Annotated in this window: 18 protein-coding genes and 2 tRNA genes; 14 read left to right on the top strand and 6 right to left on the bottom strand. The window is 35.2% G+C overall.

Annotated elements, in window-relative coordinates; translation table 11 throughout:
- Window positions 1-11 precede the first annotated feature (11 nt).
- From EGI26_RS07345 to EGI26_RS07290, 12 genes are all read left to right on the top strand, one after another.
- A complete protein-coding gene (locus EGI26_RS07345; RefSeq protein WP_255077395.1) occupies window positions 12-1,046 on the top strand; it encodes a polysaccharide biosynthesis protein in 1,035 nt (344 codons plus the stop codon).
- Window positions 1,047-1,049: 3 nt separating this feature from the next.
- Window positions 1,050-2,165, top strand: coding sequence for an NAD-dependent epimerase/dehydratase family protein (locus tag EGI26_RS07340; protein WP_255077390.1), 1,116 nt, complete (start codon window positions 1,050-1,052; stop codon window positions 2,163-2,165).
- Window positions 2,166-2,280: 115 nt separating this feature from the next.
- The gene (locus EGI26_RS07335) at window positions 2,281-2,643 is read left to right on the top strand and encodes a four helix bundle protein (protein WP_255077385.1); all 363 of its coding nucleotides are present in this window, start codon (window positions 2,281-2,283) and stop codon (window positions 2,641-2,643) included.
- Window positions 2,633-3,892 (top strand): non-hydrolyzing UDP-N-acetylglucosamine 2-epimerase, encoded by a 1,260-nt coding sequence (gene wecB / locus EGI26_RS07330; RefSeq protein ID WP_255077384.1) that lies wholly within the window; start codon window positions 2,633-2,635, stop codon window positions 3,890-3,892. The genes EGI26_RS07335 and wecB overlap by 11 nt, the downstream gene beginning before the upstream one ends.
- A complete protein-coding gene (locus tag EGI26_RS21230; RefSeq protein ID WP_255077383.1) occupies window positions 3,882-5,090 on the top strand; it encodes a glycosyltransferase family 4 protein in 1,209 nt (402 codons plus the stop codon). The genes wecB and EGI26_RS21230 overlap by 11 nt, the downstream gene beginning before the upstream one ends.
- Entirely contained in the window at window positions 5,083-5,697 is a 615-nt protein-coding gene (locus EGI26_RS07320; protein ID WP_255077381.1) for a sugar transferase, read from the top strand. The genes EGI26_RS21230 and EGI26_RS07320 overlap by 8 nt, the downstream gene beginning before the upstream one ends.
- A 25-nt stretch (window positions 5,698-5,722) precedes the next feature.
- Window positions 5,723-6,772, top strand: a complete 1,050-nt coding sequence (locus EGI26_RS07315) for an ATP-grasp domain-containing protein (RefSeq protein WP_255077378.1) — start codon at window positions 5,723-5,725, stop codon at window positions 6,770-6,772.
- A gap of 7 nt (window positions 6,773-6,779) precedes the next feature.
- Complete coding sequence (locus EGI26_RS07310; protein ID WP_255077377.1) at window positions 6,780-7,589, top strand: NAD(P)-dependent oxidoreductase; 810 nt, start codon at window positions 6,780-6,782, stop codon at window positions 7,587-7,589.
- A complete protein-coding gene (locus EGI26_RS07305) occupies window positions 7,586-8,239 on the top strand; it encodes a metallophosphoesterase (protein WP_255077376.1) in 654 nt (217 codons plus the stop codon). The genes EGI26_RS07310 and EGI26_RS07305 overlap by 4 nt, the downstream gene beginning before the upstream one ends.
- Before the next feature lie 34 nt (window positions 8,240-8,273).
- Window positions 8,274-9,380 carry a DegT/DnrJ/EryC1/StrS family aminotransferase gene (locus tag EGI26_RS07300; protein WP_255077375.1) on the top strand — a complete coding sequence of 369 codons (1,107 nt, stop codon included), beginning with the start codon at window positions 8,274-8,276 and terminating at the stop codon, window positions 9,378-9,380.
- Window positions 9,381-9,465: 85 nt separating this feature from the next.
- A complete protein-coding gene (locus EGI26_RS07295) occupies window positions 9,466-10,839 on the top strand; it encodes a hypothetical protein (protein ID WP_255077370.1) in 1,374 nt (457 codons plus the stop codon).
- 152 nt (window positions 10,840-10,991) lie between these two features.
- Entirely contained in the window at window positions 10,992-12,929 is a 1,938-nt protein-coding gene (locus EGI26_RS07290; protein WP_255077368.1) for a nucleoside-diphosphate sugar epimerase/dehydratase, read from the top strand.
- A gap of 759 nt (window positions 12,930-13,688) precedes the next feature.
- Here EGI26_RS07290 and EGI26_RS07285 read toward each other — a convergent pair.
- The 6 genes from EGI26_RS07285 to hisIE form a co-directional block, all read right to left on the bottom strand.
- Entirely contained in the window at window positions 13,689-15,146 is a 1,458-nt protein-coding gene (locus EGI26_RS07285) for a capsule assembly Wzi family protein (RefSeq protein WP_255077366.1), read from the bottom strand.
- 56 nt (window positions 15,147-15,202) lie between these two features.
- Complete coding sequence (locus tag EGI26_RS07280) at window positions 15,203-17,197, bottom strand: T9SS type B sorting domain-containing protein (protein ID WP_255077365.1); 1,995 nt, start codon at window positions 17,195-17,197, stop codon at window positions 15,203-15,205.
- Window positions 17,198-17,371: 174 nt separating this feature from the next.
- A complete protein-coding gene (locus EGI26_RS07275) occupies window positions 17,372-18,811 on the bottom strand; it encodes a capsule assembly Wzi family protein (RefSeq protein ID WP_255077364.1) in 1,440 nt (479 codons plus the stop codon).
- A gap of 692 nt (window positions 18,812-19,503) precedes the next feature.
- Complete coding sequence (locus EGI26_RS07270) at window positions 19,504-19,905, bottom strand: hypothetical protein (protein WP_255077314.1); 402 nt, start codon at window positions 19,903-19,905, stop codon at window positions 19,504-19,506.
- Window positions 19,906-20,401: 496 nt separating this feature from the next.
- Window positions 20,402-20,746 carry a phage holin family protein gene (locus EGI26_RS07265; RefSeq protein ID WP_255077138.1) on the bottom strand — a complete coding sequence of 115 codons (345 nt, stop codon included), beginning with the start codon at window positions 20,744-20,746 and terminating at the stop codon, window positions 20,402-20,404.
- Window positions 20,743-21,342, bottom strand: a complete 600-nt coding sequence (gene hisIE / locus EGI26_RS07260) for a bifunctional phosphoribosyl-AMP cyclohydrolase/phosphoribosyl-ATP diphosphatase HisIE (protein WP_255077136.1) — start codon at window positions 21,340-21,342, stop codon at window positions 20,743-20,745. Before hisIE ends, EGI26_RS07265 begins: the two co-directional genes overlap by 4 nt.
- Window positions 21,343-21,490: 148 nt before the next feature.
- On the opposite strand from hisIE, the gene EGI26_RS07255 reads away from it, so the two are divergent.
- A tRNA-Gly gene (locus EGI26_RS07255) sits at window positions 21,491-21,563 on the top strand.
- A 60-nt stretch (window positions 21,564-21,623) separates the two neighbouring features.
- Window positions 21,624-21,709, top strand: a tRNA-Leu gene (locus tag EGI26_RS07250).
- Window positions 21,710-21,818 lie beyond the last annotated feature (109 nt).

The following is a 21,818-nucleotide window of genomic DNA, read 5'->3' as shown; positions in this document are numbered from 1 at the left end:
AATAACATTAAATGTCTGACATACTCTTAATAACCGGAGGTACGGGTTCATTTGGAAATGCCGTTTTAAAAAGGTTTTTGAATACTGAACATTTTAAAGAAATTAGAGTCTTCAGTAGAGATGAAAAAAAACAGGATGATTTACGCAAACGGTTAAATAATCCTAAAGTTAAATTTTATATAGGCGATGTTCGGGATATTGCAAGCGTTGAATCAGCAATGAAGGGTGTCGATTTTGTTTTTCATGCAGCAGCTTTAAAACAAGTGCCTTCTTGTGAGTTTTTCCCAATGGAGGCCGTCAAGACCAATGTCATTGGTACAGACAACGTATTATCAGCAGCTGAAAAGCATGGCGTAAAAAAAGTGATAGTTCTGAGTACCGATAAGGCAGCTTATCCTATAAATGCCATGGGAATATCAAAAGCCATGATGGAAAAAGTGGCCATAGCCAAGTCGAGAAATTTGGATGATAGTAAAACTATTTTTTGTGTCACCAGATATGGCAATGTAATGGCCTCTAGGGGTTCTGTGATTCCGCTCTTTATAGATCAAATAAAGGCAGGCAAACCCCTATCTATTACCGATGCCAACATGACAAGGTTTATGATGACCCTGGAAGATGCGGTTGATTTGGTGTTATTTGCTTTCGAACATGGTAACCAAGGAGATTTGTTCGTTCAAAAATCTCCAGCTGCCACCATTGAGGTATTAGCAAAAGCTTTGTTAGAAATGTATAAGGCTGATAACCCAATCCAGATTATTGGAACACGACACGGTGAAAAATTATACGAGACTTTGGTAAACAAAGAGGATATGGTGAAGGCGGAAGATATGAAGGATTATTTCAGGATACCTGCTGATAATCGTGACTTAAATTACAACCAGTACTTTTCAGAAGGCACACCAGAATTGGTGAATCATGAAGAATATCACTCCCACAATACTGGCAGGCTAGATGTAGAGGGAATGAAAGTTTTGTTAGCTAAATTGCCTATAATTCAAAAGGATATATTTAGCAACATGGAAGTGGAACAATATCCCGAATAGAATATGCTAAGAATTGGAATAACAGGTCAAAACGGATTCGTAGGATACCATTTAACCCAAACCATAAAATATTGTACCGATTTCGAAATTGTAAATTTTGAGAAGAATTATTTTACGGATGAGGTTGGCTTAGATGCTTTTGTATCAAACTGTGATGTCATTGTGCACTTGGCTGCGATGAATCGCCACCCTGATGCCCAAGTGATATACGATACTAATCTCTCTCTCGTTCAGAAATTGATTGATGCACTTAAACGGACCAAAGCCAAGCCTCATGTGCTGATGTCCTCTTCGATTCAAGAAGAGAGAGACAATCTTTATGGAAAGTCAAAAAAAGAGGGTAGGGAATTGTTAGAAACTTGGGCGAGCAGTGCTGGAGCTAAATTTACGGGTCTTTTAATTCCAAATGTTTTTGGCCCGTTTGGCTTACCAAATTATAATTCCGTAGTAGCTACTTTTTGTTATCAAATTTCAAGGGGTATTCATCCCAAAATTGATATTGATGGAGATCTTAATTTAATATATGTAGGTGATTTGGTTCAAGAGATTTTAGGACAAGTAAAAGAAACATCGTTAGTTACAAAGCTTACTATTGCTCCTACCCATGAGGTTAAGGTCTCTGAAATTCTTAACTTGTTACAAGGATTTGAAAGCAAGTATCATCAAAACGCTGAGATACCTTCATTCGCCTCAAAGTTTGAATTAGACCTGTTTAATACTTTCAGGACTTATTTTGAATATAGAAACCTCTATCCAAAGAAATTCAAGAAAAACACAGACCCAAGAGGGGTATTTGTAGAGTTAATTAGGCTAAACATCGGTGGACAAGTGTCTTTCTCCACCACTGTCCCGGGTATCACGCGTGGGAATCATTTCCATACAAGAAAAATAGAACGTTTTGCAGTAATCAAAGGAAACGCTTTGATTCAATTGCGTAGAATAGGAACCGAAGAAGTATTTGACTTTGAGCTTGATGGAAATGAGCCGTCATTTGTAGACATGCCCATTTGGTTTACCCATAATATCAAGAATATTGGTCAGGAAGAATTAATCACTATTTTCTGGATAAATGAATTTTATAATCCTGAAGATCCAGATACCTATTTTGAGGAAGTTTAGGTTATTGGTGGTTAGTTACTTGTGATTAGTTACTGGTGATTTGTAATTAGTAACTGGTGATTAGTGATTAGTGACTGGTTTTTAGTGATTCGTTGCTGATGATTTGTAAATGGAAATGAAGACGCATAAGGATTTAGATGTTTGGAAATTTAGTATTGAGTTGGTAACAATGGTTTATCATTTTACAAGCAATTTCCCGAAAGATGAAATCTTCGGATTAACCAACCAGATGAGAAGAGCTTCGGTTTCCATACCTAGCAATGTTGCTGAGGGGGCAGCCAGAAAATCTGAAAAAGAATTTATCCAATTTTTGTATATTGCACTAGGAAGTCAACAGGAATTGGACACTCAGCTATTAATAGCTTTGAACCTCAAGTTTATTTCTCAAAACGATTACAACGAAGTGATACAGAAAATTCAATCAGTAGGAAAACTGTTGAATGGATTAATAAAATATTTAAAATTAAATGTCAAATAAGAACTCACCAATCACCAGTGACCAGTCACCAACAGCCAGTCACCAGTCACCAGTAACCAGTGACCAGTCACCAACAACCAGTGACCAGTCACCAATCACCAGTCACCAACAACCAGTCACTAAACTAAAAGTTTTAACGGTAGTCGGAACAAGACCAGAGATAATTCGGCTTTCCAGAGTTATTGCCAAATTAGATGAGTCAGAAGCCATAGAACACGTTTTGGTGCATACGGGTCAAAATTATGATTATGAATTAAATCAGATATTCTTTGAAGATTTGGGTTTGAAAAAACCAGATTATTTTTTGAATGCTGCCGGGAAAAATGCGACAGAGACTATTGGCCAGATAATCATAAACATTGACCCTATATTAGAAAAAGAAAATCCAGATGCATTTTTGGTTTTGGGAGATACCAACTCTTGTTTGTGTGCCATACCTGCTAAGAAAAGACATATTCCTATATTTCACATGGAAGCGGGCAATAGGTGTTTTGATTTAAGAGTGCCTGAGGAGACGAATCGAAAGATTGTGGATCATATTGCTGACATCAACTTGACTTACAGCAGTATTGCTCGTGAATATCTTTTGAGAGAAGGTCTGAGTCCAGATAGAATTATCAAAACAGGTAGCCCTATGTTCGAGGTTCTTCATCATTACCTCCCCAAAATTCAGGATTCAAATATTTTGGAACTTGAAAACCTAGAAAAGGGGAAGTATTTTGTGGTTTCTGCTCACAGAGAGGAAAATATTTCTTCGGAAAAAGGCTTTACAAATTTGGTTCTAATTTTGAATCAATTGGCTGAAACCTATCAATTGCCAGTAATAGTGAGTACACATCCGAGAACTAGGAAAATGATTGAGCAAAAAGGTATTGTGTTCCACGAATTAGTAAGACTGGAAAAACCTTTTGGCTTAAGTGATTATATAGCCCTTCAGATGAACGCCAAAGCAGTATTGTCAGATAGTGGCACCATATCGGAAGAATCGTCAATTCTTAACTTCCCTGCCCTAAATCTTAGAGAAGCACATGAACGTCCAGAAGCCATGGAAGAGACTTCAGTGATGATGGTAGGTTTAAACACAGAAAGAGTATTTCAAGGGCTCCTAACTTTAGAAGGCCAGTATTTAGGCGACCGTAAATTTAGGGAAGTTAACGACTATTCGATGCCCAATGTATCAGATAAAGTCGTTAGAATTATTTTATCTTATGTTGATTATATTAAAAGAGTAGTTTGGAGTGAAGGGTAATATTCTATTCATTACATTAGTTCAGATTAAATCTATTCACGAAAGAGGAATTTACACGGATTTAATAAGAAAATTCAACAACGAAGGATATAATGTCTATGTCTTATGCCCTATAGAGCGTAAGTATGGAAAAAAAACGTTTCTTAAGAAGGAAGAGAATGTTCAAATATTAAATGTTAGAACGCTTAATATTCAGAAAACAAATCTTTTTGAAAAAGCTGTTTCAACTTTGAGTTTAGAATATTTATTTTTGAGAGCCATTGATAGGTTTTTTTTAGATATTAAGGTTGATTTAATTTTGTATTCTACACCGCCGATTACTTTGACAAGAATAATCGATAAATTAAAAAGAAGATTTGGTGCTAAAACGTATTTGCTTTTAAAAGATATTTTTCCTCAAAATGCAGTTGATATGGATATGATTTCAAAATCAAGCATTATTTATAAATATTTCAGAAAAAAAGAAATCAGCCTGTATAAATTATCGGACACAATTGGTTGCATGTCAGATAAGAATATTGAATTTTTAATCAATCATAATCCTTTTTTAAACCCATCAAGTATTGAGCTAAATCCTAACAGTTTGGAACTTAAGCTTGACCAAAAATGGGATAAAAAGACAATAAGAGTAAGATTTAATTTGCCAATAGATTCGACGGTATTTCTATATGGAGGTAATCTAGGCAAACCTCAAGGCATAGATTTTTTAATAGAAATACTAAAGGTCAATCTTAATAAAAAAGAGTGTTTTTTTTTAATAGTTGGAGACGGTACCGAATATAGCAAGTTGGAAGGTTGGCTGAAAAGGACAAATGCTAACAATATAAGGCTTTTGAAGTCTTTGCCAAAAACAGAGTATGATGAGTTAGTAAAAAGTGTGGATGTGGGATTAATATTTTTAGATTATAGATTCACTATACCTAATTTTCCATCCCGACTGCTTTCTTATTTAGAAAGTAAGGTTCCGGTGCTAGCAGCAACAGATATCAACACAGATTTGGGAGATATAGTTGTTCAAAATCATTTTGGTCTTTGGTCTTCAAGTAATGATATTGTAACATTCAATAAGCATTTAGAATATTTTATCGCTGAAAAAGCAGCAAGATTGGAAATGGGTCAAAATGGATTCAATTATATGAAGAACAACTATTTGATTGGGCACTCATTTAATAAAATAATTTCAAAATTAGATGTATAAACTTCTTTTTAAAAGAGCATTCGATTTTTTTACGGCTTTAATTGCATTAATATTGTTATCACCAATATTGATTCTTGTAATTGTTTTATTGTACTTGAAATATAGAGCAAACCCATTATTTGTTCAAGAAAGGACCGGAAAAAATGAGGAAATTTTTAGAATCTTTAAATTAAAGACTATGTCAGATGAAAAGGATAAATTTGGGAATTTATTGCCAGACCATAAAAGATTGACCCCATTAGGTAAGGTTATTAGGAAGTTGTCAATAGACGAATTACCTCAATTAGTAAACGTCATAAAAGGAGAAATGAGTATTATAGGCCCAAGACCCTTATTAGTGGAGTATTTACCTTTTTACAATGAAATTCAAAAAAAACGGCACTCAGTTAGGCCTGGGATTACGGGCTGGGCACAGGTAAATGGAAGAAATTCAATTACTTGGGATGAGAAATTTGAATTAGACGTGAAATATGTGAATACAATCTCCTTTACATTAGATATTAAAATATTTATCATGACAATAAAAAAAATATTTGTGGCAGAAGATATATCGGCCAAAGACCATGCTACTATGCCCCGATTTGATGAAATATCAAAATCTAAATAATATTTTAAATAAATCGAATAATAAAATGAACATTAAAAAAAATATTTTAGTTACGGGAGCGGGGGCATTGCTAGGCCAAGGAATCCTTAGACTGTTACAGATTTCGGATTTCTCGAAAAAAGTTTTTACAGCTGATCCCGATCCTAAATCATCTGGACATTGGTTAGGGGATTATGCTATTATCATTCCCAAAGTTGTTGATCCAGACTATATAGGAATTATAGAAAACGTTATAATTGAACACAAAATTGATGCAATTTTAATAGGAACTGATGTTGAATTACTTATCTTGTCAAAATATAAAGATTTTTTTTTAAAAAAATATAATTGTAGAGTAATTGTAAGTAATGAGGAGGTCATTACTATTGCAAATGATAAATTTTTAACAGCTGAATTTCTTAAAATGAACAATTTTCCATTTCCATATACGGTGATGGCGAATGATAAAAAAAAGTTAATCGAAATTGAACAAAACCTTGGGTTTCCTCTTTTTGCAAAACCATTTGATGGTGCTAGATCGATTGGAATAAAAAAAATAGAAAATCATAATGAATTAATGGAACTATATGATATCAATAGTAACTTGGTAGTTCAACAATTTTTGCCAGAAATTGAAGGGGAATATACTTCGGGTTGTATAGTAGTTCAAGGGAAATGTAAAGCAATAGTAACTTTGAAGAGAGATTTAAGAGACGGAAATACCTACAGAGCTTATATTGATAAGGAAACTGCTAAATATGATAAGTTCATAATTCCTATTGCTGAAAAACTAAATCCTGATGGACCAGTTAATTTTCAATTTAGAGTTTTAAATGATAAGCCAGTAATATTTGAAATAAACGGGAGGTTTAGCGGAACAACACCTTTGCGTCATTTTTTTGGTTTTAATGAAGTTGAAGCAATTTTGAAACATGAATTATTTGGTGGACAAATCGATACACCAACTCTAAAACATGGATTGGTTTTAAGGACTTGGTCTGATATTTTTATTGATAGTAAAGAGTTTTCTAATCTTAAAAATGAAGGAGTTTTAGAGAACCCTAATGCGGTTTTTCATAATTTTAGTTTAAAATAATCATTTTATGCCAATAGCTGTAGTTGTAGGTGCTAACGGTTTCTTAGGAAGCGGGATTGTAAATGAATTAATAAGACAAGGCATTGAGGTTTTGGCAGTGTATAACGAACGATTTGATAATATTAACAAATTTGCTAAGTTAATTTCAAGTGAACAACTACTTAATTATAATCTTGAACCGGATTTCTTTTTTTTTGCCCCTGGTAATTATGCAAGTACTCACAAAGAATTACTAAAACTTAATCATTTATTATACCTCTATTCATTGAAATTTAGTAATTCAAAATTTATATATTTGTCTAGCACAAATGTTTATGGTATTCATGATGACATTATTAGCGAGAACTCGACATATAATAATCCTGGATTATACGCACTTTCAAAACTGTCGGGGGAATTTATTGTAAGTGGGATGTCTAATTTTTCAATTATCCGTTTTACCTACATTTATGGGGCGACAATATCCAACAATTCTTTTATTCCCCAAATAATTAATAGTGCTAAAAATAAAGGCCAAATTGTATTATTTGGTAATGGAAGTAGGGTTCAAGATTATATTTATGTTGATGATGCTGTGAATTTCTGTCTAAAAAGTGCAATGATTGAACAATCTTCAATTTATTTAGGTGTTACAGGGTTATCAATTTCAAACAAAGAAATTGCAGAAGAAATAGCAAAATGGGTGGATTGTAAGATTGAGTTTAGCGGATTGGAAATCGGGCAATCATTTCATTTTAATCCTCAAAAGACTTTTGATTTACTTAATTGGTCTCCAAAAGTTACAATTTCGGAAGGAATAAAAAGAATGTTGCATTGAAAATTCTAATTTTTGGTGATGTACATGGAAATCTACCAGCTTTAGAAATGCTTTTTTCTATTGAGGAAAATAGTTTTGACAGCTTCATTTGTCACGGAGACGTTGTAAATTATGGCCCTTGGAGTAATGAATGTATAAGTTTATTGTCTGAAAAGAAAGAAGGGACTTTATTGTTAGGTAATCATGAAAAATATTTTTTAGAAGGGGCCTATGATGGTAAAAATCAAATTGCAAAGGCATTTTTTGATCATTGCTACAATAAATTTAATAAATCATTATTAAATGTTATTAATACATTTGAAGAAAGTATTAACATTGAGAATTTTGTTGTTCAACACACAATTTTTAACCAATATGTTTTTAAAGACACCGATTTATCAAACTTAGAAGTTAAACATGATTACATAATTGGCCACTCTCATCAACAATTTAAAAGATTGGAAAATAAATTTAAAATATACAACACGGGTAGTTTAGGTCAAAACAGACAATTTATAAATCAATCTTGTTATATAAAATTGGATACTAAAAGCAAAGAAGTTGAATTGAAAAGTTTTAATCTTGGTATAAATAAAATGATTAATAAAATGAAATCAGAGAGGTATTCTTCAATTTGTATTGATTATTATTTATCCAAAAAACAATTTTAGTAACTATCAAATAATAGAAAAAATAAAACACTTAATGGAGAATAAAATATGGCTGTCCTCACCCCATATGGGTGGTAATGAAATTAAATTTGTTCAAAAAGCATTCGATACCAATTGGATATCCCCACTCGGTCCAAATGTTGATAATTTTGAAAAAGAATTAGGCAATTATCTGAGTATTGATAATGTTGCTGCTTTAAGTTCAGGAACGGCGGCATTGCACTTATCATTAATACTTTCTGGGGTCAGTGTTGGAGACGAAGTTTTGTGTCAAACATTTACTTTTTCTGCGTCTGCAAATCCTATTTTGTACCAAGGAGCGGTTCCTATTTTTATTGATAGTGAGATTGACACTTGGAATATGGACCCAGTGCTTCTTGAGAAGGCAATTCAAGATAGACTTGCTCAAGGAAAGAAACCTAAAGCCTGTATAGTGGTTCATTTGTACGGTATGCCTGCAAAAATTATTGAAATTAAAGAAGTGTGTCAAAAGTATGACATAATACTAATCGAAGATGCAGCAGAAGCATTAGGTTCATCAGTTAACGGTCAAAAAGTAGGTACTTTTGGTGATTTTGGCGTTTTCTCATTTAATGGAAATAAAATTATCACTACTTCAGGTGGTGGTGCGTTGGTTTCAGCAAATTTTTCGAAAATAGCTAAAGCTAGATTCTTGGCTACTCAAGCTCGAGATGAAGCACCACATTATCAGCATTCGGAAATTGGTTATAATTACAGAATGAGTAATATTTCTGCAGGGATTGGACGAGGTCAATTAGAAGTTCTAGATAGATGGATCGAAAAAAGGCGTCATAATTATTCGCAATACAATATCAAACTTAAAGGACTTTTTCAGGAGGAGCCTGAAAATTATTTTTCTAATCGCTGGCTTAGTGCTGTGATTTTTGAAGGATATGAAATTAGAGAATTTATACGTATTCAACTTTTGAAACATGGTATTGAATCAAGGCCACTATGGAAACCTATGCATTTGCAGCCGATTTTTCAGGTACATCCATTTTATGGAAATGGAATAAGCGAAAAATTGTTTCAAAATGGCTTATGTCTTCCGTCAGGTTCAAATTTAAAAATAGAAGAATTGGAGAGAGTAATTAATTTAGTAATAGAGAATTCCATTTAATAAAAAAGTGAGATATTTCTTTATTCTTGACGAAGAGTCCTATATTTTTACATATGTTTCAATTTAGAATTAAAAAATTATTAAAATGAAAAAAATTTATTTACTTTCTTGTGGCTTGCTAATAACAGCAATCACTTTCGGACAAAAGAAGAGCCCGGTAGAAAATATTGGTATAGGAACTACTCAACCTGATAATTCTGCGGTTTTGGATATTCAATCAACAAGCAAAGGTCTGTTAATTCCAAGGCTATCTGTTGAGCAACGAAATAGTATTGATAGTCCAGCCAGTGGATTAATGATTTATCAGACAAATGAAGTTACTGGTTTCTACTTTTTTAATGGCAAAAATTGGAAGCCTCTAAGTGGTGATGATGCGAAATCGGTGGCTTTAGATGTCCAAAATTGGTCAAAAACAGGTGATGCAGGAACCAATCCTGTAACAAATTTTTTAGGGACAACGGATGCTCAACCATTGATTCTTAAAACGAATGGAGCTATGACTGGACATTTAACACAAGACTACACTTACAGAAATACTTTTATAGGAGCCTATTCAGGTTGGAAAACATATTCAAATTCGGGAAATGCTTATGTTGCACCTTCTGCAACAAATAGATATAACACAGGTTTTGGTTACGAATCACTTAAAGAGCTCACGACTGGTGAATGGAATTTGGCAGTAGGAGTTAGTGCAATGGAAAACTCTGTAAATGTTTCGCAAAATGTTGCCATAGGTGCAAATTCGTTACGATTTACAAGCGGGTCATTTAATATGGCTGTGGGTACTAATGCATTGGGTGCTCCCGGAAACACTGGCTCGTTAAATATGGCCCTAGGGATAAATTCTCTTTTGGACCTTACAACTGGCTCAAATACTATGGCTATCGGTGCAAATGCTGGTAGAGGCAAAAATGGCGATAATAATATTTACATCGGGTCCAATGCTGGCTATACTTCAACCACTAGTACTGAAAACAATCAATTATATATCCAAAATTCTTCGGTTGCAAATACTACACCTTTAATTAAGGGAGACTTTGCTCTGAACACTTTAAAAATAAATTCTAAAACAACCGGTTTTTTGGCAGTAGGTGATTGGGATGCTTTAACTCCAATGCCTACCCCTTCAGGCTATAGATTAATTGTCCAAGACGGGATTTTATCAGAAAAAATTAAAGTTGCCTTAAGGACTTCATCAACTGACTGGGCGGATTATGTTTTTGAGCCAGAATATAAAGCCAAAATGATGAAATTAGAAGATGTTGAGAAGTTTACCCTAAAAAACAAGCATTTACCCAATGTACCTTCGGCAGATCAAATGGTTAAAGAGGGTTTGGATGTAGGTAAAACTTCTAAAATGTTTATGGAGAAGATTGAGGAACTTACCTTGTATATGATAGAATTGGACAAGGAAGTAAAAGCCTTGAAGGCGGAGAATGAAGCTCTGAAAAGAAAGTAATTTGATGATTTATTATATAAAATCCCAAGTAGTTACATACTGCTTGGGATTTTTTTATGCCGAATAATAAAAAAATAGGATTCTATGTCCACTATTCTAATAAAAGCTTATTTTTTGATTAATTTTGATATTAAATCTTAATCCGAAGGCTTATGTCTAAAATTTTATCTAAATATACTGAGAGATTTGTTTCGAAATGGTTGATTTTGATAATGGATATATTTATCATCAGTATATCATTTGTATTTGCCACTACAGTTCGTTTTAATTTTGAATTGACTTATATTGACCCTCAGATTTTTAAATATCATTTGCTATCGGTGATATTGGTTAGAGTATCTTCCTTCTTATACCTCAATACTTTTTCGGGTATCATTCGGCATACCAGCATAGAGGATGCAAAACTACTTTTTAAGTCCGTTGTTCTTTCAAGCATTGAATTGGTCCTATTGTCATTACTGGATTTGGGTAGTTATACCAAGTTTGTAAAAATTCCCTATTCGCTTTTAGCCATAGACTTCTTCATCGCTTTGTTTGGCTTGATAGCCAGTAGATTTATCATTAAAGCCATTTTTGATAATTTGCTCAATTCGTTTAAATCACAACAAATGGTGATTATTTATGGGGCGGGTCAATTGGGTTTGATTACAAAGAATACCATTCTCAAAGACAAGAAGAAGAAGAACCAGATACTGTGTTTTATAGACGACAACAGCAGCAAGATAGGGAAGTCAATAGAGGGTACGAAGGTGGTTTCTTTGGAAGATGCTTTGAGACTTTATATTAACAGTGTCGATTTTCAAAACGTTAGTGTAGAGGTCATATTGGCTATCCAATATATAACGTCTAATAGGAAAAACGAGATAGTAGATAAGTTTTTGGAGTTGGGTATTACAGTAAAAAGCTTACCACCTGTAAAGACTTGGATCAATGGTGAATTAAGCATCAATCAGATCAAAGAAATCAATATAGATGATTTGCTAGAGAGGGAGCCTATAAAATTAAACAACAAGTTTGTAATGGAGACCCTGAGCAATAAGGTGATATTTATAACCGGTGCGGCAGGCTCTATAGGCAGTGAGTTGGTAAGGCAAATATTGCCATTCGGCCCGAGTAAGTTAGTGCTAATTGACCAAGCGGAGTCTCCTTTGTATGATTTGGAGACGGAGCTAACTAGGTTGACTCAAAAAGGTAACACTGCGACCGACTTAGTACTAGAAACCAGAAATATTTGCAATAAGGTACAAATGGAAAAACTCTTTATAAAACATTCTCCCAATGTAGTTTTTCATGCAGCGGCCTATAAGCATGTGCCCTTGATGGAAAAGAACCCTTTTAAGGCGGTGGAGGTGAATGTGTTCGGCACCAAGCTGGTAGCAGATCTGGCCTCGAAATACAAAGTCAAGAAATTTGTAATGATATCTACCGACAAAGCTGTAAACCCCACCAATGTAATGGGTGCCAGCAAGCGTTTGGCTGAAATTTACGTACAGTCCTTAAATTCTTTTCACAAGAACGAGTCCAGGTTTATTGTAACAAGATTTGGGAACGTATTGGGCTCTAATGGCTCCGTAATACCTTTGTTTAAAAGACAAATAGCAGCAGGAGGCCCAGTAACGGTTACCCATCCTGATATTATCAGATACTTTATGACCATTCCTGAGGCTTGTCAATTGGTACTGGAGGCCGGTACCATGGGCAAAGGGGGTGAGGTATTTGTATTTGATATGGGTGAGCCTGTAAAGATTGTAGATTTGGCCAAAAGGATGATTAAACTGTCGGGTTTTGAAGTAGATAAGCAAATAGAGATAAAGTTTACAGGCCTAAGACCCGGTGAAAAGCTTTATGAAGAATTGATTGGCAGTGCAGAGAACAATTTGGCCACCTATAATCCCAAATTAATGATTGCGAAAATAGTACCTGAAGATTATGATCAAATCTCTAAGAAGCTGAATAGTTTTGATTTGAAGCTGAACGAATGGTCTAATTTAGAAATTGTTGGCTTTTTAAAAAACCTTGTTCCTGAATACATAAGTAACAATTCTCCTTTTGAAAAGCTGGACATTTTAAAAGAATTCGAGATTAAGTAATCAAACTTTAATTCAAAGGGTGATGGTTTATAAATATATAATTATGTTAACCATAACGCCCCCTAAATTTTGACAACTGCCCATACCACAGTTTCGATGCATTAAACTCAGTCAGTCAACCTAGGCACCTTAATAATTTCAAATACTACTCGCTGATTGTTCCATGTACAAACCCGTCTGCATATATGATTTATCTAAGGCATTTCAAATGAATGTTTTGCTCATCCAAAAACCTTCAAACTGATTTTGAAGATAAGGACAAAAGCATCCTAAATAAAAATATTCGAGAGCTATTTTTTTTTTCGTTGAAAGAAGAATAAGGCTAATTGGCTCTTTTGTAAATAAGAAAGAAAATTTAGATATTAATGCTCAAGAAATTCAAAGTTAAAATTTCAAGAATGTAAAGTATGTGGATATATTTTGGAATATTCAACATAAAATTATCGTTTGATTGACCAAACTATAAAAAAGGTCGTCTAGATAATGTTTTCGAAATTAAAACGGGAGATAAAGCTGCCTGTATTATTCAAAAGAGCATAGAATAATGACTTCAAAGCACCAATGTTGTAATGTTAGAAATTCAACTGGAGGATAAACTACAAATCCAGAAATAAAATCCTGAATTCGTTAATCTTAATATTCATTTAAGTAATTTGCGAAGTAACTCAAAATAATGTCTCTTTTGTAATATACTTGGAGGCTTATGACAATAGATTTAAAACAGGTCTCAATATTAAATTGTCTTAGCTTCTATTGATATTATTTGATGGGTATTATCAATCCCAATTGAATACCAATTTGTTTTGTCCAAAATTCTCCTAAATCCAATGCTATTTTTCCATTAAAAATAGAAGACATGACTTTCTTATTAATTGTATGACTTATTGAGGTTTGTGATAATTTTAAAGGGTAGCTATAATTTCCAAAATGTTTTGACTTTAGTATTTGCGTGAAATTTTCAAATGATAAAATATTATAGCCAATACCAATATTTAATGCAGTGATTCTATTATTGAAAACATAATTAATATCATTAGTTTGATGGTTTTTATTACTCGAATTTGTCAAAATTAAAGGTGTACCTATAATAGAACTTTTATATGTCCAACTATCTAGATAGGTGCCATTATTAAAATAGTTGTCCATTCCCCGTAATTCTGGTAAATTTTCGTAAACCTCTCCACCTTGACTTTTTGAATTAAAATATTCAAATATAATTTTTTTAATTTTACCAAGATTATTATTTAAGGTTATCCCAAACAGTCCATCTGCAATATTATTGAGATAGAAAAGAGACCCATCTTCATAAAAACTTTGTCGGTACACTAATATGTTGTAATTATTCGTGAGTTTTAAGTCTAAACCAATATCCACTGAACCTAAATGATTACCGGCCCTATTTAAGGCATCATTTGCTGGGGAGTTCGTATTTAGACCCTGCCCTTTATTATTAAGACTTACCCCTGTGGCTACTTTTATAAACGTAGAGAAATCTGTACTGAAACGGGTAATGGTCTTCTTGCTTAACTCATCATAGAAGGGTTTTGTGGGATACCCCCCCCATTGTACTTGGTGATTAAAGCCCCCTTGCAATTGCACTTTCCATGCAGGCTTTCCTATACGGGCATAGAAACTTTTTTGGTGCAACCACACGTTTTGTACAGCATCTCCTTTGCCAAACCAGCCATGGGCAAAATTGCCTTTGATGGCTATCAGGCCATTCTTCATGATGGGCGTATAATTCGGTATAGCTATCTCTATTTTTGGCATCGGTAAAGCATTTCCTGACCAAATATAACTGCCCATGGTACCAAGAGTATCAACCAATCCTTGAATTTCTCTTCTTCTGCCTCCATAAAGTTCAAATGCACCATATCTTATTTTGACATATCCAATTGGTAATAAGAATTGATTGACTTTACCTAAGTTGGTATGCATTTCTAGTCCATAGCCATACCCGAATCGCTTTAATCTTTTTTCTATGGTAAATAGAGAATCATATTCTTGATGAATATTAAGATTTAAATAACCAATTCCAGATTTAAAAGGAACTAGTCCGTATTGTTTGCTTCTCAATAGAAAGGGTGTAGTGGAATCACTAGAAACAAATCCACCGAGGGAGGCTTGTATCCGAGTTTTTTGTAGAAATTTCTGCGAGTATATAGGGCTATATAACAGTAGCAAAAAGAAAGTAATGGTATATATTTTGGATTTCAAATTGATTTATTGAGGGGTTTTACATGTACAAATGCCAGTAGAATCTATAGGTAGACTCAAAGAATTTCAAATTTACCAAATTTACGAATTATTTCACCCCTATTTAAGCCAATTTTTAAATCGTACAAATAGGACCCAAATGGCAATCGGGTTCCATTAAGCTTTCCATCCCATCTTTCGGTTTTATCTTTTATTTCAGTAATGATATTTCCCCAACGGTCATATATTTTTAGATTATAATCGTTTACTCTACCAAATCTACCTTTAATTTCAAATAGGTTGTTGATGTTATCTTCATTTGGGGTGAAAGCGTCAGGAATATAGAATAGAGCTTCTATTGGGATCGATATTTGATTTGAAACACTACTCAAGTTTCCGTTTCCATGAGCCCGAATCTTATATTTTGCTTCAATTTCATTATTGCTTATATCTACTGTCGAACTTTTCTCTAATGGGCCTAGAACTTTTTCAAGGGATTCTGCTGATGTATTCTCGTCAACACTAATTAATTCGAAATTTTGAATGGCTGAATTTCCGAACGGAGAGTTTATCGACCAATTAAGCTCATCGTTTTCGGAGGCTTGCAAATAAATTGTGCACATGGGACTCGAGAGATGCGAAACACTACCACATTTGTCTATATAGCCGATTTTATAGCAAAAGCTTTCTGCATCTGTATTCTCGTTTAGGCTAAACTTTTTATTTTGGCTAGCATCAATGCTGTCAATTTTAGCATTGGCTCCTGTAAGATACTTGTAAAGATAGTATTTGTCTTTATTAACAGGCCAGTTGGAATTATCTTGAAACAACAAGTCTATTTGCTTATCATCTATAACACTCACTTTTCCATCAGATATAGGAGGGGCTGTGATTTTTTTTCTATCGACGCACTTTATTTCAGACTTAGAAATAGAAGAGTAGGGAACCGTTGGATTTACACTCCATTCGCCTTGAACTTTGGCAACCACTTGATAACAATATTGAGCTTCACATTTTAATATAGGGTGATCAAAATCTGAATTTATACTGTAGATTTTTTGGTTCAAAATACTGTTAGTTTCAATCATCTGCCAGTCTAGGTCATACACCACATTCTTTACCGTAGCTGTATTTAATATGGAAGAGGCTTGATTGTTTTGTAATTCTTGCCACTTTATTCTATTGGAGTTTACCGAAATAGGTTCTATGGAGTCTAATTTAATGCTGCATACTTCGCCACTCAATTGTGGACAAGCAACATACTTGTATACCATAAAACATGTCTGCTGATTGTTTATCAAATCTACAGTTATGGTTCCGGGGTTGGATTGGTAGGTATAATTCGGAAAGCTATAGTTTTGAGAAGGAACTCTTCGATAAATTTGGTGTGAATCAAAAGTACCTGTAAATGTAAGTTTGGCTTTGTTTCCTCCGGGTAGCACTTCCAGTTCTGTTATTTTCGGGATATTGCCATCCGAATTCATTACAATGGTTTGAAAAGGAGGAGGAGGACAACCTGTCGGTATATTATTCTCACCTTTAATTCTAATTATTTTGGTTGGAGAGGTGCCCGCATAAGTTTTATTCGTAGAAAAAGGCAAACTGCTAATCGTTTGAATAGGTGAGCTATCCCCCCATTCAATGGTATAAAAATCAAAGTCATTTGCGGGATCTTGCGGAATAATAATATTTAGGAAATTATCATTACAAGTGCTGTAGCTAAAGACAGGTTTGTTGTTGGGTCTTACACTCACTGTTTTGCAGGCGTACATATCTTTGCCGTTTTTTTTTCCGTATTGTAGAATTCTGTAAACTTCTATAGTGGTATTGGCAAATAGGACATTTACGGAGTCTTTATTACCTACTTTATCTAGGGCATTGGCAGTTTTTCCGTTGTAATAAAAATCATATCGGATATCCGTACCGCCAGATAGGTCTTTGAGTTTTACAGTGAGCGGAGAGCAACCTGCGGTAATATCTCCTTCAATTTTGAATGCACCCTCTACAGCATTGGCTGGCCAATTGTTTTTATCGCAGAGTCCTTGTCCATATACAAACTGACAGGCAAACATAAGTGAGATTATCCTGCAACAGCGAAAAGTAAATTTTCTTTGCCTGTTCAATTCAATAAGAAGTTTAAAAATAAACGTGAATTTAATGAATTTGAGCGAAAGTTTAGGTAAAATTTATTTAGCGGAATATTTGAAGAAGGTCTATGGTGTCTAAAATGACCTTAAGCAAGAAAATCAGAAGAAGGTACTTCTTCTTAAAGAAAAATGTATGCCTGTAGGATTGCCAAGCAAGTACCCAAAATCTTGAGCCACTTGTATTTCTAGGGTCAGGTTATATGGTATTTTTCTTTGAATGGCCAATAAAAGAGAGGTAGACTGTAGTTTGAGCGGGTTGCCATAAATTCCATAGTTGATTTGATGGTTAGCTTTTAATAAAACATAGTATTTTTTGTTATACACGCTTGCTGCTAAATGGAATGCTTTTATACGGTTTCCGTTTATGGTCCTGTTTTTAGAATTAAGGCTGATAAAAGGTGTGCCTAGGATGCGGTCATTGTAGCTCCAAGATTGGTATTGGCCGTGGGAGAAATAATTGTCGAATTCTCCAGAGTTGCTGAGTCGGTATTTGCCAAATCGATACAAACCTTGGCTTTTGGTAAAGATAAACTCGCCTACTATATGTTTTAAAATAGTTTTGGGCTTTTTGCTTTGCCATGAGATACCGTATATGCCATCTTCTATATTGTTGAAGTTTATCAGGGAACGGGCAAAATCGAAGGGTTTTTGGTGGTAAAACTGCCAATTTTGGTGGATGGTAGCGGCCAAGTCTATAGAGCCCAGTTGGTTGCCAATGGCCAGGCCTCCATCATAACCGGGTACTTTGGTAGGGTCAACATCCACAAGCTTTTGTAAAAAAGGCAAAAGAATAAATTGATAGCTGTAAAAGGGCTTTGGGGCTAAATAGCCGTTCAGGGTAGGAGGAAACTCTCCCCCAACTTTTTTTAATTCTTCAGAGTATCCACCCCATTGGGTTTGGTGGTTGAGGCCCCCCATCAGTTGTACTTTTTGTTTTTTATCGCTGATTTTGAAGTAGAGCCATTTTTGGTGCAGGTAGTAGTTTTCGATAATGCCCTGTGTGCCAAACCAGCCATGTGATAGGCCCGCTTTGTAGGCTACTCGTTTGTGCTGGCCCAAGCCCACCCAATTGGGTGTAGATATTTGAAGCTTCGGTACCGGCAAAGCATTGCTCGACCACACATAAGCCCCAGAGCTGAGGGTAGAGTCGGTGAGTCCCTGTATTTCTTTTCGCCTGCCACCATAAAACTCCAGATGCTTAAAACGTAGTTTTAGGTAAGCTTCGGGCAAGAGAATTTGTTTGGTGTTACCTAAGTTGGTATGTATTTCAACGGCATAGCCATAGTTGAAGGCTTTTAGTTTTTTGTTTATGGTAAGTAAGCTGTCATAATCCTTGGCGATGCCTGCTGAGAGATAGGCAACCCCAGGCTGCGTAGGCATAAGCCCAAACTGATTGGTATGTAATAAAAAGGGGGTGCTTTTTTTGCTGGCCGCCAATAGGCCTGTCTTAAAAGTATAGGTATGGCCGTGCAGGATTTTTTGAGCATGCAACAAAGAGGAGCAAGAGAGCATCATCCACAAAAAGAAAATATATCTCATAAAAGGCTCAAGGTAATTTTGAAACTGCTGGATGAACTTAAGGAAACGAAATACTTCTACAAATAAATGATTTTTTTTATGATTTGACCAAGTAAGAGCTAAAATTTATTATGCGGTAGGTTGAGGCGATTTGGCAATTAGACAATTTGGCAATTAGACAATTTGGCAATGAGGCACTTAGGCAATGATGCATTGAGGCAATTTGGTAATGAAGCAATGAGGTATTGGGGCTATGGGGTATAAGGCACAAGGCATTGAATGTTAAGCTTTGTGTTCCACTTTGCCAAGCTCTGGGTACTTTGTGATAAAATAAAACTTATAGGCACAAGTCTTATTCTGTGTAACTCAGTGCTAAACTCTGGGGACTCTGTGGTAAAAAAAACTTCAACGATTAAAACATTAAGATAATTAAGACCATTAAGGGGCTGAGAATATCTTAATGCTCTTCATGTCTTAATGAACTTAATGTTAAAAAAAAGAACTTCAAATTTAAAAATTAAGGCCATTAAGCGGCTGAGAATATCTTAATGAACTTAATATCTTAATGCACTTAATGTTTAGAAAAAAGAACTTTAAATTTAAAAATTAAGGCCATTTAGCGACTGAGAATATCTTAATGCACTTAATGTTTAGAAAAAACATCCTCAATAATTAACCAGGAAGACAATTAGGGTTTTAGGAATAACGCCCACTCACATACTATCCGCCCCACCTTTCTGAAAAACAACTTCTTTAACCAAGCCTATGGAGTTAAAGTGGAGAATCATGGCTTCGGAGGTGGTGGTGTTGCGGATGTTTTGGCATTGCGGTCCACGCTCGAAGAAATAAACGACATATTTCTCAGACTTTTTGTCGAGCAATTGATAATCGTACCGCCCAATGGTTTTTACGATTTCGTTTTCGGAGATAGTCAGAATACGGTCTTTGTTTTGTTTCAATAAAGCCAGTTGTTGAATTCTTTTCCCTTCACAACCCCCTCGATCGCCTTTGAAAAGTTCAGAATCAAAACCATCGATTTCTAATGGCTTGGAGTAGGAGCAGGCCTGTAAAAGAATTAAAGCCGAAAAAGAGATTAGATATTTTAAAATAGACATTTGAGTAATTTTCCAAAAGGCAAAAGCCTAGCATTTGTGTAATTATATAAAAGTATCATTAAATACGATTCATTGTCTGTTTGATATCGTTTTTTTGTCAGTTCAAGGGTCTAACCTGTCAGTTCGAGCGGTAGCGGGCTGCGTTCCGTTCGAGAACACGTTTTCTGCTGCCAAAGTTAACTAGTTTTAAGCGACATCTCAATTTGCTTCTTGAATTTGTGGTAATCAGCATCTCAGTCAGCATCTTACTCATCCTAATAACATCTCAGTCTTCATCTCGACTACCGCTCGATGTGACAGGTGTGCTCGATGTGACAAGAAGTGTTTCGGTCGCAATTTCATTCAGATTATCATCTGAATTTCATTGTGCTCGATGTGACAAGTGTTAGTCGATGTGCCAGGGGATTATCATCTGAATTTCATTGTGCTCATTGTCCAAGTACCAGTAACCAGTAACCAGCAACCAGTAACCAGCAACCAATAACCAATAACAACCTCACTTATCCTTCTGAAACACCCCAACTATACCATTGGCGATAGATAAGATAAAACTCAAGATAAGCGGTGGCAAGAATCCTTCCACTTTGAAACCATCCACGAGGTAGTCGCACAAATAAACGATACACACGCTAATAACCAAGGAGAACAAGCCCAAGGTTAAAAAAGTAATCGGTAAAGAAATGAGGCTGAGAATGGGTCTCACAAAAGTGTTTAGGATACTCATTACCAATGCCACTATTATAGCCGTAGTGTAACCATCTACGTTGATACCTTTGAGGTAATTGGGCAAAATCAGGATGATTAGGCCGCAAAGCAATAGTCTTACAATGTAATTTGTCATTTCGATTGATGTCTAGTTATTAATACGTTGAGTACTTCGTCGAGGCTAATTTCTTTGGCTTCCAATAATATTAAATAATGGAAAAGTAAATCTGCGGCTTCGCCCAGAAACAGGTCTTTGTTATCGTCTTTGGCTTCAATGACCAATTCTACGGCTTCTTCGCCTACTTTTTGTGCTATTTTGTTGATTCCTTTTTTAAACAAAGATGCAGTGTAAGAAGCCTCTGTAGGATTGTTTTTTCTGTCCTTTATAATTTCGGTTAGTTGCTGAATAAACATGACCTTGCCGCTGTTTGTTTCATTCCAACAGGTATCGTGGCCGGTATGGCAAGTGGGGCCATCGGGCAATGCTTTAATGAGTATGGAATCTCCGTCGCAATCTACTTGATGCTCTTTATAGTTGAGGAAATTGTTTGAGCTTTCGCCTTTGGTCCATAGTCTTTCTTTGGAGCGGCTGTAAAAAGTCACCTTGCCTTGGCTAATGGTTTTTTCAAGGGCCTCGGCATTCATATAACCTTGCATGAGTACTTTGCCTGTGTAAAAGTCTTGGATAATGGCCGGAAGGAGTCCTTTAGAAAAATCTGCTTGTCTATTCATAAAAATAATAATTGTGCAAAAATACTAAGTACTAATTAATTGTGTGTGGTATTCTAAAATTATTATATTTTTTTTCAAAGAAGGCTTGACAAATATAAAAAGACCCCTTATCTTTGCACCCACATTGAACGAAAGAGGTTCTTTAAAAGCGAAAGTAGCTCAGTTGGTAGAGCGTAACCTTGCCAAGGTTAAGGTCGCGGGTTCGAGACCCGTCTTTCGCTCAAGAGATAAAAAGTTCCTATGAAAATGGGGACTTTTTTGTTTCTTAGGGCATATCACCCGCCGGGGTGGTGGAACTGGTAGACACGCAGGACTTAAAATCCTGTGAGCCTTATCGCTCGTACGGGTTCGATTCCCGTCCCCGGTACTCGGAAGGTCTTAGATTAATTTCTAAGGCCTTTTTTGTTTTTTTAACTTGAGTATTGTTGCTCGTACGGTGGCGATCGGCAGCCGTCGCTGTCCCGTCCCCGGTACAT

Origin of the sequence: Lacihabitans sp. CCS-44 (assembly GCF_024343735.1) — a bacterium.
GTDB lineage: Bacteria > Bacteroidota > Bacteroidia > Cytophagales > Spirosomataceae > Leadbetterella.
The sequence above is the reverse complement of the archived record's forward strand: the minus strand, read 5'-3'. Positions and strand labels throughout refer to the sequence as shown.